Raw genomic sequence first — 16,417 nt, forward strand, 5'->3', positions numbered from 1 at the left:
AAGGCATATGGATGCTGAGGAGGTTACTGATCATCGCCGTCTCGCGAAGTTGATCGCTGATGAGTTTTATTCCGATTCTTATGATGCGGAGGTTTGCTACAGGGATGGTTTACGGTATCAAGCTTTTCTAAAAGCTCATCCGGAAACAGGTAAGGCCACGGAACAGAGCGCGGTCTTCCCGAAAGATCATGTACTTCTCATTACAGGCGGCACACGAGGCATCGGACTATTATGCGCCCGTCATTTTGCAGAGTGCTATGGAGTGAAAAAACTGGTGCTGACCGGACGAGAACAGCTTCCTCCGCGAGAGGAGTGGGCTCGTTTTAAGACATCAAACACATCATTGGCAGAGAAAATCCAGGCAGTGCGGGAGCTGGAAGCGAAGGGTGTACAGGTGGAGATGCTGTCGCTGACGTTATCTGATGATGCTCAGGTTGAGCAAACGCTGCAACATATCAAGCGAACATTAGGACCGATTGGCGGTGTCATTCATTGTGCAGGTCTGACGGATATGGATACGCTGGCATTTATCCGAAAAACTTCGGATGATATCCAGCGGGTGCTGGAACCTAAGGTGTCAGGTCTTACAACGTTATATCGCCATGTGTGTAACGAGCCTTTACAGTTTTTTGTCTTATTTTCTTCTGTTTCAGCCATTATTCCGGAGCTTTCGGCGGGACAAGCTGACTATGCGATGGCCAATAGCTATATGGATTATTTTGCAGAAGCACATCAGAAACATGCGCCGATCATCAGTGTTCAGTGGCCGAACTGGAAAGAAACCGGTATGGGTGAAGTGACAAATCAAGCGTATCGGGACAGCGGCTTGTTGAGCATTACGAATTCAGAAGGCTTACGTTTTCTAGATCAAATTGTATCGAAAAAGTTCGGACCGGTTGTTCTCCCTGCAATGGCGAATCAAACAAACTGGGAGCCGGAACTGCTGATGAAGAGGAGGAAACCGCATGAGGGCGGTTTGCAGGAAGCTGCTTTACAGAGCCCGCCAGCCAGAGACATTGAAGAGGCCGATGAAGTTTCCAAATGTGATGGATTATTATCTGAAACACAGTCCTGGCTTATTGATCTGTTTACCGAAGAGCTGAGAATAGATCGTGAAGACTTCGAGATTGACGGGTTGTTTCAGGATTATGGCGTGGATTCGATCATTTTGGCACAGGTGCTCCAGCGTATAAACCGCAAATTAGAGGCAGCGCTCGATCCATCGATTCTATATGAATACCCGACAATTCAAAGGTTCGCAGATTGGCTGATCGGTTCTTATTCCGAAAGGCTGTCCGCTTTATTCGGAGGCAGGATATCGGATGCATCAGCACCTTTGGAGAACAAAATAGAGGCGGAGGCATCTGTTCCTGGGAAGGATCGAGCTCTTACACCTCAGATTCAGGCGCCAGCGATTTTGTCACCGGACTCTCATGCAGAAGGTATTGCCGTTGTCGGACTCTCTTGCCGATTCCCTGGGGCAGAGACATTGGAGTCATATTGGTCGTTACTATCCGAGGGGCGTTCGTCAATCGGCCCGATTCCGGCAGAGCGTTGGGGCTGTAAGACGCCATATTATGCCGGCGTGATTGATGGCGTCAGCTATTTTGATCCTGATTTCTTTTTGCTTCACGAAGAAGACGTAAGGGCGATGGATCCGCAAGCACTGCTCGTGTTGGAAGAGTGTCTGAAGCTCTTGTATCACGCCGGTTATACACCTGAGGAAATAAAGGGCAAGCCCGTCGGTGTTTATATCGGAGGCAGAAGCCAGCACAAACCTGATGAAGACAGCCTTGATCATGCCAAGAATCCGATCGTGACAGTCGGCCAAAATTATTTAGCCGCTAATCTTTCACAATTTTTTGATGTCCGCGGTCCAAGTGTTGTAGTTGACACTGCATGCTCGTCAGCTTTGGTCGGCATGAATATGGCCATTCAGGCGCTGCGTGGCGGAGATATTCAATCCGCCATAGTCGGCGGTGTCAGCTTGCTGAGCTCAGATGCCTCTCACAGGCTGTTTGACCGGCGCGGCATTTTAAGCAAGCATTCATCCTTCCATGTGTTTGATGAGCGTGCTGACGGAGTTGTGTTAGGTGAAGGCGTCGGAATGGTCATGCTAAAAACCGTAAAACAGGCACTGGAAGACGGAGATATCATATATGCTGTCGTCAAAGCGGCCTCGGTCAATAACGACGGAAGAACGGCGGGACCTGCAACACCTAATCTTGAGGCACAAAAGGAAGTCATGAAAGATGCGCTTTTCAAAAGCGGAAAAAAACCAGAGGACATCAGCTACCTTGAGGCAAACGGGTCAGGTTCAATCGTAACCGATCTCCTTGAGCTAAAAGCGATCCAATCAGTGTACCGTTCTGGGCACTCATCGCCTCTTTCTCTTGGCTCAATCAAGCCGAACATCGGGCATCCGCTATGTGCTGAAGGGATCGCCAGCTTCATTAAGGTTGTGCTGATGCTGAAAGAGCGCCGCTTTGTCCCATTTTTATCAGGTGAAAAAGAGATGGCGCATTTCGATCAACAGAAAGCGAACATCACGTTCAGCCGAGCCCTGGAAAAATGGACAGATTCGCAGCCTACTGCGGCTATTAACTGCTTTGCCGATGGGGGGACGAATGCCCATGTCATCGTAGAGGCGTGGGAAAAAGATGAAAAACACGCCATCAAGCGCAGTCCAATATCGCCTCCTCAATTAAAGAAACGAATGCTTTCGCCAGGCGAGCCAAAGCTGGAAGCGGAGACTTCAAAAATGACTGCGGCAAACATATGGGATACTTATGAGGTGGAGGTCTAACGTGAAAAAGATAACGAAACAACTCACATTATCGTTAAAAAATCCGTTTATTTATCACCATGTGGTTTACGGACAAAATGTCCTGCCGGGATTGGCTTATATCGATATAATCTACCAGATATTCAGAGAACACGGTTTCTCCTGCTCAGAGCTTCAGCTGCGGAATTTATCCATCTATCAGCCATTGACGGCGGAACAGGATGCAGTAATTGTTTTGAATATCCAATGCGCGGAGAAAAAAGAAGGACAGTGGCAAATCACAGCCAAGGGAATTGAAAAACGTGATGGGAAAGAAGCTTCAGAAGAAAAGCTCTATATGAAGGCTGACATGCACGCAGACTCCCCAGCCATATTTGAAGAAACACTGGATCTCAGTCAAATCAAAGCATCTGCACAGAACGTTGTTCAGCTTGATGATGTATATGAACAATGCAGACGTCAGGAATTGGTGCACAGCGAATATATGAAAGCAAAAGGCTGCATCTATGAAGAGGAAGACGGCGTCCTTCTTGAGCTTTCTCTCGGTTCGGAGGCCATGCTTCACGCAGAAGGCTTTATGTTTCACCCGACTCTCATAGACGGGAGCGGGGTGGGTGCCAATCATTTGCTCACATCTTTGCTTAAAGGAGAACAGAGGCTGTATTTGCCTCTGTTCTATGAATCCTTTTCCGCTTCTGCACTTTTGCAAACGGATTGCATGACAAGAATTAAGCGCTCCTCCGTCCGGCGGGAAAAAGAGCTGATTTATGTAACACTTGAATTTTTTAATGCGTCGGGAGAAAAAGTGGCTGAGTTGAAAAACTTTACAAGCAAATTGGTGCGAGAAGCGGAGCTGATTAGCGGAAAACATCAAGATGCACAGGAGACACAGATGACAAGAGCGGACACTGCTGAGCGTGATAAACCTGCTGACATGGTATCTTCTCCCGTTAATTCCTATAGTGAGGCTGAACAGTTCGTAAGCCAATTAATCGCAGAGAAAATCAATAAGCCGGTAGAACAAGTTGAAAAACAGGTCGGTTATTACCAAATGGGACTGAATTCATCGGGCTTGCTTGAGGTGGTAGAAACGATCAGTGATAAGATCGGTGAGAGCCTTTCGCCGACTCTTCTGTTTGAGCATACCACCATAGCGGAACTGTCAGCGTTTCTTGCCGAGGAATATGCTGAGCATTTTAGTGCCGCTGGTTCTCTTGGCCAGAATGAAAGAGCACGCGTTTCCGACAGCATAAACGACCATAAGACTGTTGAAGGCTCTCGTCCTGCACCTATTGAGGCAGCAGGCGATATTGCGATTATCGGCTTGGCGGGCAGGTATCCGAAGGCAGCCAATATTCATGAATTTTGGAACAATCTGAAAGAGGGTAAGGACTGCGTTAGTGAGATTCCTGAGTCGCGCTGGGATTGGCAGCGACTTGAAGGAATCACATCTCCTTCGGGTAAGGACATTTCCAAATGGGGAGGATTTATTGATGATCCCGACTGCTTCGATCCCCAATTTTTCAGAATCACGCCAAGAGAAGCGGAGACAATGGACCCTCAAGAGCGGCTGTTTTTAGAAACATGCTGGGAAACGATTGAAGATGCGGGCTATACGCCAAAGACGTTGGCCAAGCCTAAAGGACGAAATAAAAGGCAGCATGTAGGAGTTTTTGCAGGCGTCATGCACAAGGATTATACATTAGTCGGAGCTGAAGAAGCATCAGCAGAAAATGTGTTTCCTCTTTCGCTCAACTATGCGCAAATCGCCAACCGTGTTTCTTACTTTTGTAATTTCCACGGTCCGAGTATGGCTGTCGATACGGTATGTTCATCCTCTTTGACCGCAGTGCACTTGGCGTTGGAAAGCATACGTCACGGTGAGTGCGATGTTGCGTTAGCAGGCGGAGTGAACCTGTCTTTGCACCCGAATAAATATATGACATACGGGGTCTGGGATATGTTTTCCACTGACGGACACTGCCGTACGTTTGGAAAGGATGGAGACGGTTATGTGCCTGCAGAGGGTATAGGCGCGGTTTTATTAAAGCCTTTGCGCCAGGCAGAGGAAGACGGAGATCGCATTTATGCAGTTATTAAAGGAAGTGCTGTGAATCATGTGGGCACTGTAAGCGGCATTTCAGTGCCGAGCCCTGTTTCCCAAGCTGATCTGATTGAGACATGCTTGGAGAAAACGGGAATCGATCCGCGGACGATCAGTTATGTGGAAGCCCATGGAACCGGCACGTCCTTAGGAGATCCGATCGAAATACAGGGATTAGTGAAAGCGTTCCGCCAATATACGCAGGATCGGCAGTTCTGTTCAATCGGTTCTGTAAAGTCAAACATTGGGCACGCCGAATCCGCCGCGGGGATCAGCGGTTTAAGCAAGGTTGCTCTTCAGCTTCACCATCAAAAACTTGTGCCTTCTTTGCATTCGGAAGAACTGAATCCGTACGTTGATTTTGAAAAGTCTCCATTTTATGTACAGCATGAAACAGAAACGTGGAAGCAGCCTGTTATCAAGGAGAATGGGGAAGACGTCCCTTATCCGCGACGGGCGGGGATCAGTTCTTTTGGCGCAACAGGTTCAAACGCACATATTATCCTTGAGGAACATATTCCTCAAGCAGCGGAGCAGGACGTTTCTTTGTCCTCAGATTCTGACATATCCGCAGTTATTCCGCTTTCTGCCCGTAATCAAGAACGTCTCCGTGTATATGCAAAACGTCTCTTGGATTTTCTTCATGATGGGATTCAGATTAGAGATTTGGCGTATACATTGCAGGTAGGCCGTGAACCGATGGAAGAACGGGTTACTTTCTTAGCATCCGGAATTCAAGAATTAAGCGACCAATTGAAGGCTTTTATAGAAGGACGAAAAACCATTCAGCATTGCTGGAAGGGCCGCGTGTCAAGAGGAAGCGAACCATCGCGTCCCGCCGAATCGGTACATAAATTGCTGGAGCAAAGAAAACTCGATCAAATTGCGGAGCAGTGGGCGAACGGATCTGGGGTTGACTGGAAGCTGCTTTACGACGGAAACAAACCAAAGCGGATCAGCCTGCCGACTTACCCATTTGAGAGGGTGCGTTATTGGGTGCCGAAAGCGGAGAAAAAGACTGATCGTTTAAAGGAGGAGCGACACATCCTGCATCCTCTTCTGCATCAAAATGTGTCCGACATATCGGGTGTCCGCTTCCGTTCAGCGTTTACAGGACGTGAATTTTTCTTGAAGGATCATGTCATAAAGGGCGAACACGTTTTACCTGGCGCAGCTTTATTGGAGATGGTTCGGGCAGCTGTGGAAAGGGCAGCTGCGGATCAGTTCCCGACAGGATTCCGGCTCCGGAATATCGTCTGGGTCCGGCCGTTCGCCGTCACAGAACAGCAGAAAGATATAGATGTACGTCTATATCCTGAGGAGAATGGTGAGATTACATTTGAAATCTGCCGGGACCCTGAAAGCGCAGAGGAGTCGCCGATTGTATATGGGCAAGGGAGTGCAGTGCTTTGTGAGGCTGGTGAAAATCCGGTTATCAACATTGAAGAACTGAAGGCAAGCTATAATGGCCGGACGCTGTCACCTTTTGATTGCTACGAGGCTTATACAGAAATGGGTATTCATTATGGTGACAGCCACAGAGCGATCGACAGCCTATATGCCGGCGAAAACGGAGTTCTAGTGAAATTGACGATGCCTCCTGTAATCTCTAATACAGAAGACCATTATATTCTGCATCCGAGCATGATAGATTCGGCATTTCAAGCATCTATCGGTTTGAGGCTGGGAGGAGCTGCGAGTTTAGAAGACAGAAAGGCAATGCTGCCTTTTGCCATACAGGATGTCCAAATCTTCAAAGGCTGCGAGGCATCTATGTGGGCGCGGATCACATATAGCGAGGGCAGTACAGCTGGGGATCGTATGCAGAAGCTTGATATCGATTTATGCAATGAAGAGGGGCAGGTTTGCGTGCGATTGACGGGCTATTCTGCAAGAGTGTTAGAAACAGATCAAGAAGGTCCTTCTGAAGCGACTGACACGCTACTGTTCGAACATATTTGGGAAGAACGTGCTGCAGAGAGGCAAGAGCTCATAGAGTACGACACACATAAAGTCGTTGTCTGTGATGTTGGAGAACAAATGGAAAGCCTCCAAAATCATCTTGACTGTACAGTTCTGCAGCATGATACAGAGACAATTGATGAACGGTTTGAAGGTTATGCCATACAGTTATTTGAAGAAATCAAACAGCTAATGCACTCAAAAACAGGAGGACATACATTCATTCAAGTGGCGGTGCCTGCGTTGGACGAGCCTCAGCTATTAAGCGGCTTAACTGGATTGCTCAAAACGGCTGAACTGGAAAATCCAAAACTGACAGGACAGTTGATCGAAATAGAAACCGGGATGTCAGCTGGTGACCTATTCGAAATATTGGAGGAAAACAGACGCTATCCGCGTGACACGCATATCCGCCACTGGCAAGGGAAGCGATTTGTAAGCAAGTGGAAAGAAGTGTCTGGTGAGCACCTAAGTGCTGACATGCCATGGAAGGATAAAGGCGTGTATCTGATCACAGGCGGTGCGGGCGGTCTTGGATTCATCTTTGCAACTGAAATTGCAAACCAAACGAATGATGCGGTTGTGATCCTGACAGGACGCTCTCCGCTTGATGAAAGGAAGAAGAAGAAGCTTAAAGCCTTACAGAAACTTGGCATCCAAGCGATTTACAGACAAGCTGATCTGGCTGACAAACAAACGGTTGATGCCTTATTAAAAGAAACCCAAAACGTTTATGGAGACTTAGATGGCATCATTCACAGCGCCGGTTTAATAAAAGATAATTTCATTATAAAGAAAAAGAAAGAAGAGGTTCAAACCGTTCTTGCTCCAAAGGTAGCAGGACTGATTCACCTTGACGAAGCAACGAAAGATATTCCGCTCGATTTCTTTATCCTTTTTTCCTCAGGTGCCGGAGCAGTAGGAAGCGCGGGACAGGCTGATTACGCAATGGCCAATGCATTTATGAATGCATTCAGCGAATATCGCAATGGCCAAGCAGAGCTGCACAAGCGTTACGGAAAAACTCTTTCAGTGTGCTGGCCGCTGTGGAAAGACGGGGGCATGCAAATTGATGCGGAAACTGCAAGGATGCTGAAAAGAGAAACAGGCATGGTGGCCATGGAAACAGATCGTGGGATTCAGGCGCTATATCATGGCTGGACGTCAGGGAACCCGCAAGTGTTAGTTGCTTCCGGTGTTACTGATCGGATTCGTGCATTTTTACATGAAACGGGACATGGCAAAGGCCAATCTCACAATATCAAAAAAAGCAGTCTCAATCAGGAGGCAGAAAAAGCAGACATGATCGGGGAAATTGATGAAGAGATACTAAGAGAAAAAGCGGAGAACTATTTTAAACAGGTGCTTTCTTCGGTGATTAAGCTGCCAGCTGGCCAGATTGATGCTGAAGCTCCTCTCGAGGATTACGGGATCGATTCTATCATGATCATGCATGTAACGGGTCAATTAGAAAAAGTATTCGGATCTTTGTCCAAGACGCTGTTCTTTGAATACCAGGATATTCGGTCATTAACCCGGTATTTTATTGATTCCCGCAGAGAAAAACTGCTGGACATCTTGGGATTTGAAACGGGAAAACCTTCTGTTGAAAGAAAATCAGAACCTGAAAAACAAGAAATCCCAGTTATCCCAAGAAAGTCTGGATTTCTTCCTTTGCAAGATAAAGAGCAGAAGCAGGTAAGAGAGAAGGAAACGGAAGAAATTGCGATCATCGGTATCTCAGGTCGCTATCCGCAGGCAGACAACATTGATGAATTATGGGAAAAACTGAGGGACGGGCGAGACTGTATTACGGAAATTCCTGCAGACCGCTGGGATCACAGTCTTTATTATGACGAAGATAAAGACAAGCCTGGAAAAACCTACAGCAAGTGGGGCGGCTTCATGAAGGATGTAGACAAGTTTGACCCGCAGTTTTTCCATATTTCGCCGCGTGAGGCAAAATTAATGGACCCGCAAGAGCGTTTATTTTTGCAGTGCGTGTATGAAACGATGGAAGACGCAGGCTATACAAGAGAGCACCTCGGCCGTAAGCGTGATGCTGAGCTTGGCGGAAGCGTCGGTGTTTACGTCGGTGTCATGTACGAAGAATATCAGCTGTACGGGGCACAAGAGCAGGTGCGGGGAAGGTCTCTGGCTTTAACGGGAAATCCATCATCCATCGCGAACCGGGTATCTTATTATTTTGATTTTCACGGACCGAGTATTGCTTTAGACACCATGTGTTCTTCTTCTTTAACGGCTATCCACTTGGCCTGCCAAAGCCTGCAGCGCGGAGAATGTGAGGCGGCATTCGCGGGCGGCGTGAATGTGTCAATCCATCCAAATAAATATTTGATGCTCGGGCAGAACAAATTTATGTCCAGCAAAGGCCGATGTGAAAGCTTCGGACAGGGCGGAGACGGCTATGTGCCGGGGGAAGGCGTTGGAGCAGTGCTTTTGAAGCCATTGTCTAAAGCAGTTGAAGATGGTGATCACATTTATGGAATCATTAAGGGGACAGCCATCAACCACGGGGGAAAAACAAACGGGTACTCAGTGCCCAATCCGAATGCCCAAGCAGATGTCATCAAAAAGGCGTTTGTGGAAGCGAAGGTTGATCCGCGGACAGTCAGTTACATCGAAGCCCACGGCACGGGAACCTCTCTCGGTGATCCTATTGAAATCACAGGGCTGTCCAAAGTGTTTACGCAAGAAACCGATGACAAACAATTTTGTGCAATAGGGTCAGCCAAATCAAATATCGGGCACTGTGAGAGTGCGGCAGGTATTGCAGGAGTAACGAAGGTATTGCTCCAAATGAAATACAGGCAGCTTGCGCCTTCCCTGCATTCAAACGTGCTGAACCCGAATATTGATTTCCTTAACTCGCCGTTTAAAGTACAGCAAGAGCTAGAAGAGTGGAAGAGGCCGATCATCAGTGTCAATGGCAAAGACATCGAATTACCGAGAATCGCAGGAGTCTCTTCATTTGGTGCCGGGGGTGTGAACGCCCATATTTTAATAGAAGAGTATGCTCCGGAACCTGTGGAGGAACGTTTACCAGCGAGGAAACAGCCGGCTGTCATTGTGCTCTCAGCAAAAAATGAGGAAAGACTTCAGAAACGCGCGGAGCGATTGCTGCATGCCATTCGTGAACAAACATATGTTGAAGCAGATTTACACCGAATTGCCTATACGCTGCAAGTCGGCCGGGAAGCGATGAAAGAACGGCTGGCGTTCGTTGCGGAAACGATGCAAGAGCTTGAAGAAAAGCTGTATGAATGTATCTCCGGAACAGAAAATCGTGAATATGTCTATCGCGGACAAGTAAAGAGCAACAAAGAAGCCATTGCTGCTTTTGCTGCTGATGAGGATATGTCAAAAACAATTGAGGCATGGCTGCAAAAAGGAAAATATGCGAAGGTTTTAGACCTGTGGGTAAGAGGTTTGCGAATCGACTGGAGCACGCTATATCAGGATCAAAAACCGCGGCGCATCAGTTTACCTGCCTATCCTTTCGCAAGAGATCGCTATTGGATAGACGTAAATGCAAAGGCTGAGGAAAAAAGAACGGAGGAGCCATTCGCTCCAGTACAGCCCGTTATTCCGAAGCCGTCTGTAGACAGAGAAGCCAGTGGCAAGCCTGCCAATATTACGTTACAGCCTTTAATGACCAATCAGGATCGTTTAGAGCGTGTTCCATCAGATACAGAAACAGAGACGATCACGGCGGAAGCCTTGTGCGATGAACTGACAGCGGGCTTAGCGGAAGTGCTGTACATGGACCAAAACGAGATTGATCCAGACGAAGCATTCATAGATATCGGTATGGACTCGATTACCGGGCTCGAATGGATAAAAGCAATAAATAAACAGTATGGCACATCACTAAATGTCACAAAGGTATATGATTATCCGACAACACGTGATTTCGCTGTTTACTTAGCACACGAGTTAAGCACACAAGCTGGGGAGAAAAAACAAACGGAGACGTACACGCCGATCAGACAAAAAACAGTGGTACCTGCTGCTAAACCGGCTAATATATCTCTGCAGCCGTTAGAACATCATCAGCCAGTGCAAGAGGAAGCTGAAGAAACGATTCAATATGCAGCGGCAGAAATATCTGCATCAAGACAATATACTGTAGCAATTGAAACGCTGCATGAAAACTTGAGGGAAAGCATAGCAGACGTGTTATACATGGAGCCATACGAGGTGGATATTGACGAAGCGTTCATAGATATCGGAATGGACTCGATTACCGGACTCGAATGGATAAAAGCGGTGAACAAGCAATACGGAACGTCTTTTACGGTAACCAGAGTATATGATTATCCAACGATACGTGATTTTGCCGAAATGCTAAAGTCCGAGCTTGGAACTCATCTTGATAGAAAGATAGAGCATACTGACTCTTTCGAAGCAGCCCAGCAAAAGCCAGCAGCATCATCTCATCCAAAGCCGGCAGAACGGCCACTACAGCCTGTTCAACATCCAATAAAGAAAGAACATGAGAAGAAAACGGTTCCTGTTCTTCAAGACCGCCCGGAGGATGCGATAGCGATTGTCGGGATGTCGGGAAGATACCCGGGCGCTCGTAATGTAAGAGAGTACTGGGATAACCTGGTTCATGCGAGAAATGCCATTCGGGACATTCCAACATCACGGTGGGATGTTGACAAATACTATGATCCTGTCCTCAACAAAAAAGGGAAAGTCTATTGCAAATCAATGGGGATGCTTGATGATATTGAACATTTTGATCCGTTGTTTTTTAATATTCCGCCGTCAGAAGCTGAACTGATGGACCCGCAGCATCGAATCTTTTTGCAGGAAGGCTATAAAGCCTTTGAGGACGCTGGGTACAACGCCCGAACTTTAAATGAGAAAAAATGCGGTGTATATCTCGGCATTATGAGCAATGAATACGGGGTCATGCTGAATCGGCAGTCAAGAGCAAATGCCACCGGAAACAGCTTTGCGATCGCAGCGGCGCGTATTCCGTATTTTCTAAATTTAAAAGGGCCAGCGATTCCTATTGATACCGCATGTTCATCTTCATTGGTCGGCACTCATTTAGCGCGCCAGGCACTTATAAACAAAGAAATTGATATGGCGCTGGTCGGCGGGGTCAGCTTATACCTGACGCCGGAATCTTACATGAGTATGTGTGAGGCCGGCATGCTTTCACCTGATGGACAATGTAAAGCATTTGACAATGGCGCGAATGGTTTTGTGCCCGGCGAGGGTGCGGGTGCGCTGGTATTGAAAAGGCTGAAAGATGCGGAAGCGGACCGTGACCATATTTATGGCATCATCATTGGCTCGGGTATTAATCAGGACGGGAAAACAAACGGAATCACGGCACCGAGTGCGAAAAGCCAAATGGATCTGGAAAGAGACATATATGAAACATACGGCATACATCCTGAGAGTATCAGTTATGTCGAGATGCACGGCACAGGAACAAAACAAGGCGATCCAATTGAATTAGAAGCTCTGTCCACCGTATTTCAAGAAAAAACAGACAAAAAGCAGTTTTGCGCAATCGGTTCCGTCAAAAGCAATATTGGCCATACATCCGCGGCGGCAGGAGTAGCCGGGGTTCAAAAAGTGTTATTGTGCATGAATCATAAAACACTTGTGCCGACATTGAACTTCACGACACCGAATGAGCATTTTGAATTTGAGCATTCTCCTTTATACGTAAATACGGAGCTTAAGCCTTGGGAAACGGCTGATGGAAAACCGCGGAGAGCATGTGTGAGCTCCTTCGGATATAGCGGAACGAATGCCCATATTGTGATAGAGGAATATCAGCCTGAAAAGAGGAACGATCGATTAACAAAGCAGCACCGCTCAGCATTATTTGTACTCTCAGCGAAAAAAGAGAAGCAATTGAAGGCCTATGCGGAAGCAATGAAAGATTTCGTAACTTCCAATGAAGATATCGATCTGGAGGATATGGCATACACACTTCAGACGGGCCGGGAAGCAATGGATTATCGCATGGCGTTTTTGGCGGATTCGAGAGAAATGCTGATCAAAGCTTTAGATGATTATTTGGCTGAAATGCCGAACGGCAGCATATTTGCTGCTCACGTGAAAACGAAGAAGAGCGAAATCAAGCTGTTTGAAACGGATCATGATGCCAAAGCATTGCTGCAAACATGGATAGAGAAAAAAAGGCTGGAGAAAGTAGCAGAGCTATGGGTGAAAGGGCTGCAGATAGATTGGAACAAGCTTTATGGGGAATACACGCCTCGCCGAATCAGCCTGCCTGCTTATCCGTTCGCGGAAGAGTATTACTGGCTGCCAACTCAAGAAGGCGAACCCGAAACCATTGCTACAGCAATGCCTCAATTCGAACTGATGCCAAAGCGCTGCTTTCTGCGTAAACAGTGGCAGCCTTGTCCGATTGAACCGGCAGAAATGACGAATCAAACCGTCGCCATTTTGGCAAATGAGGAGACAATGGCATTAGCGGAAGAGCTTTCGGCGTATTTCTCGACATACCGTATATTTGACAGCCAAGAGCTGGATCGGGTATCTGCTGCTGACTATGAACACGTTGCTGGAGCAATCGATCTGATCGGGTGCGGAACGAGCCATGAGCATTCTATGGGCTGGATAAACTGGCTCCAAAAGCTGATCGAGCAAGGACGTGCAAGCAAGCATCATTTGACGGTCTTGGGTGTAACAAAGGGGCTGGAGGCCTACGCAAATGAGGGTGTTCTTTTGTCTGGTGCTTCACGGGCCGGTTTATACCGCATGCTTCAAAGTGAGTACAGCCATCTTACTTCAAGACATGCAGATATGGAATGCGAAGCCTCTCATGAGGAGCTGGCCAGACTGATTGCAGTTGAATATTATGCCAAGAGCACAGAATCAGAAGTCTGTTATCGAAACGGACAGCGATATCGCGCATATTTGACAGAGCAGCCAGCAGAAGCCGCTCTAAGTCATAAGCAAGTATCGTTTTCAACAGACAAAGTCCTGCTTATTACAGGCGGGACAAGAGGTCTCGGCTTGCTGTGTGCGCGGCATTTTGTGAAAACATACGGCGTTAAGCGGCTGGTCCTTATCGGCCGTGAAGAGCTTCCGCCGCGTGACCAGTGGAATTCGGTAAAAATTTCCTCGCTTGCCGAGAAAATAAAAGCCGTTCAAGAGCTAGAAGACATGGGTGCGCAAGTTCAGGTGCTGTCTCTGGATCTCACAGACAGGGTTGCTGTCGAACAGAGCCTGAAGACAATACACGAAACAATGGGGGCGATTGGCGGAGTCATCCATTGTGCCGGGATGGTGAACAAACAAAACCCGGCTTTTATCAGAAAATCACTAGAAGAGATCGGACAGGTGCTTGAACCGAAAGTCGAAGGTCTGCAAACGTTGTTTGACCTGCTTCAAGATGAACCATTGGCGTTTTTCACCTTGTTTTCATCAGTATCAGCGGCCATCCCTGCACTAGCAGCAGGACAAGCTGATTACGCGATGGCAAATGCTTTTATGGATTATTTTGCGGAGGCTCATCAAGATAAATGTCCCATTGTAAGCATTCAGTGGCCTAACTGGAAGGAGACCGGTTTAGGCGAGGTTCGAAGCAAAGCTTTAGAACAAACTGGATTGATCAGTTTGACAAACGACGAGGGATTACAGCTGCTTGACCAGATTCTATCAGACAGACAGTATGCTGTCGTGCTGCCGGCAGTACCAGATACAAACGTTTGGAAGCCGGATAAGCTGATGCAGCCGTCATTGCCTGTCGAAGCTCTCTCGCATCCTGAGACGAAAGAGCAAACCAGCACTCGCAACCTGTTCCCTGAAACAGTCGACTGGCTCGTAACTCTTTTTTCAGATGAACTGAAAATAGCTGCAGAAGACTTTGAAACGGATGAACCTTTCCAAGAATACGGAATCGACTCGATTATATTGGCCCAGCTGGTACAGCAGATGAACCAACAATTAAATGGAGATATTGATCCGTCAATCTTGTTTGAATACCCGACAATAGAATCCTTTGCACACTGGCTCATTTCGAAATATGACATATCAGCTGTTTTACAGCCATCTGTTCCTGAGAAACAGACACCTCTCAAGCCGCAATCAGCAATGAAACAGAAGCTGGTGCCAGAACAGCGGCCGCAACAGATAAGCCATGAAAAAACGGCACTTCTTGCTGAGGACATCGCTATCATCGGTCTTAGTTGCAGGTTCCCGGGAGCAGAAACCCTAGAGGAATACTGGGATTTAATACGTGATGGACGGTCTGCGATTGCGCCTGTTCCGCCTGAACGATTCGGGAACTCCAGCTCGAATTACGCGGGCCTCATTGATGAAATGAACCGATTTGATCATGATTTCTTCATGATGTCCGAAAGCGATGTCAGAGCGATGGACCCTCAAGCTTTGGCTGTATTGGAGGAAAGCTTGAAGCTATGGTATCACGCGGGTTATACAGAGAAAGAAGTGAAAGGCATGAGGGCTGGTGTTTATATAGGAGGCCGCAGCCAGCACAAGCCTGATCCGGCCAGTCTTTCAAAAGCAAAAAATCCGATAGTCGCTGGTGGACAAAACTATTTAGCGGCTAACATCTCACAATTTTTTGACTTGAAGGGACCGAGTATTGTCCTGGATACCGCTTGTTCCTCTGCACTGGTGGGGCTGAATATGGCCATTCAGGCTCTGCGAAGCGGAGATATTGAGGCAGCGGTTGTAGGCGGCGTCAGTTTGCTTGATGCTGATGCGCATCGAATGTTTCATGAGCGCGGACTTTTATGTGACAAACCGTCATTCCATATTTTTGATAAGCGGGCAGACGGTGTCATTTTAGGAGAAGGCGTGGGCATGGTTCTCGTCAAAACCGTCAACCAAGCGGTTGAAGACGGAGATTCCATATATGCAGTCATTAAAGCCGCTGCGATTAATAATGACGGAAGAACGGCAGGCCCATCATCTCCGAATCTCGAGGCACAAAAGGACGTCATGCTGTCAGCGCTTGAAAAAAGCGGCAAAAAGACTGAAGAGATCAGCTATCTCGAAGCGAACGGATCGGGGTCGGCAGTAACAGATTTACTTGAATTAAAGGCAATCCAGTCCATTTACCGTTCTGAATCAAAGGCTCCGTTAGGGCTGGGATCGGTGAAACCTAACATCGGCCATCCATTATGTGCAGAGGGAATTGCGAGCCTGATTAAAGTAGCTTTAATGCTGAAGCATAGACAATTGGTTCCGTTCCTGTCAGGTAATGAAAATATGCCGTATTTTGATATAGAAAAAACAGATTTGTATTTCAGCAGATCGCAAGCCGAGTGGAAGGAGACAACGCCGGCTGCGGCAATTAATTGTTTTGCAGATGGCGGAACGAACGCCCATCTCATTATAGAAGGTTGGAGAGACTCGGCTGAGCGTCCAATTAGAAGAAAACCTCTGCCTTTGCCGGAATTAAATAGGCAGCCCGTTTTAATCAAACCATCAGCTCAAAACGTGCAGAAAAAAGTGCATTCAGACACAGGGGCTTCTAAAGATATGTTTTGGAAAACTTTCAAATAAGAGAGGAGTGG

The 16,417-nt window shown here is 47.3% G+C and carries 2 protein-coding genes (1 of these 2 only partly in view); both read left to right on the top strand.

Annotation, left to right across the window (positions count from 1 at the left end; all coding sequences use genetic code 11):
• Window positions 1–2,806: the final stretch of a polyketide synthase PksJ gene (gene pksJ / locus QF06_RS07635; RefSeq protein WP_043940121.1), read on the top strand. Its footprint begins 12,326 nt before the window's first position; the window shows 2,806 of its 15,132 coding nt (coding positions 12,327–15,132); its start codon lies beyond the left edge, outside the window; it ends in the stop codon at window positions 2,804–2,806.
• Window positions 2,790–16,406: a polyketide synthase PksL gene (gene pksL / locus QF06_RS07640; RefSeq protein WP_080015524.1), complete on the top strand. Its 13,617-nt coding sequence runs from the start codon at window positions 2,790–2,792 to the stop codon at window positions 16,404–16,406. The genes pksJ and pksL overlap by 17 nt, the downstream gene beginning before the upstream one ends.
• The last annotated feature ends 11 nt before the right edge of the window (window positions 16,407–16,417 follow it).

Origin of the sequence: Bacillus sp. YP1 (assembly GCF_000877815.1) — a bacterium.
In the GTDB taxonomy this organism is placed as follows: domain Bacteria; phylum Bacillota; class Bacilli; order Bacillales; family Bacillaceae; genus Bacillus; species Bacillus subtilis.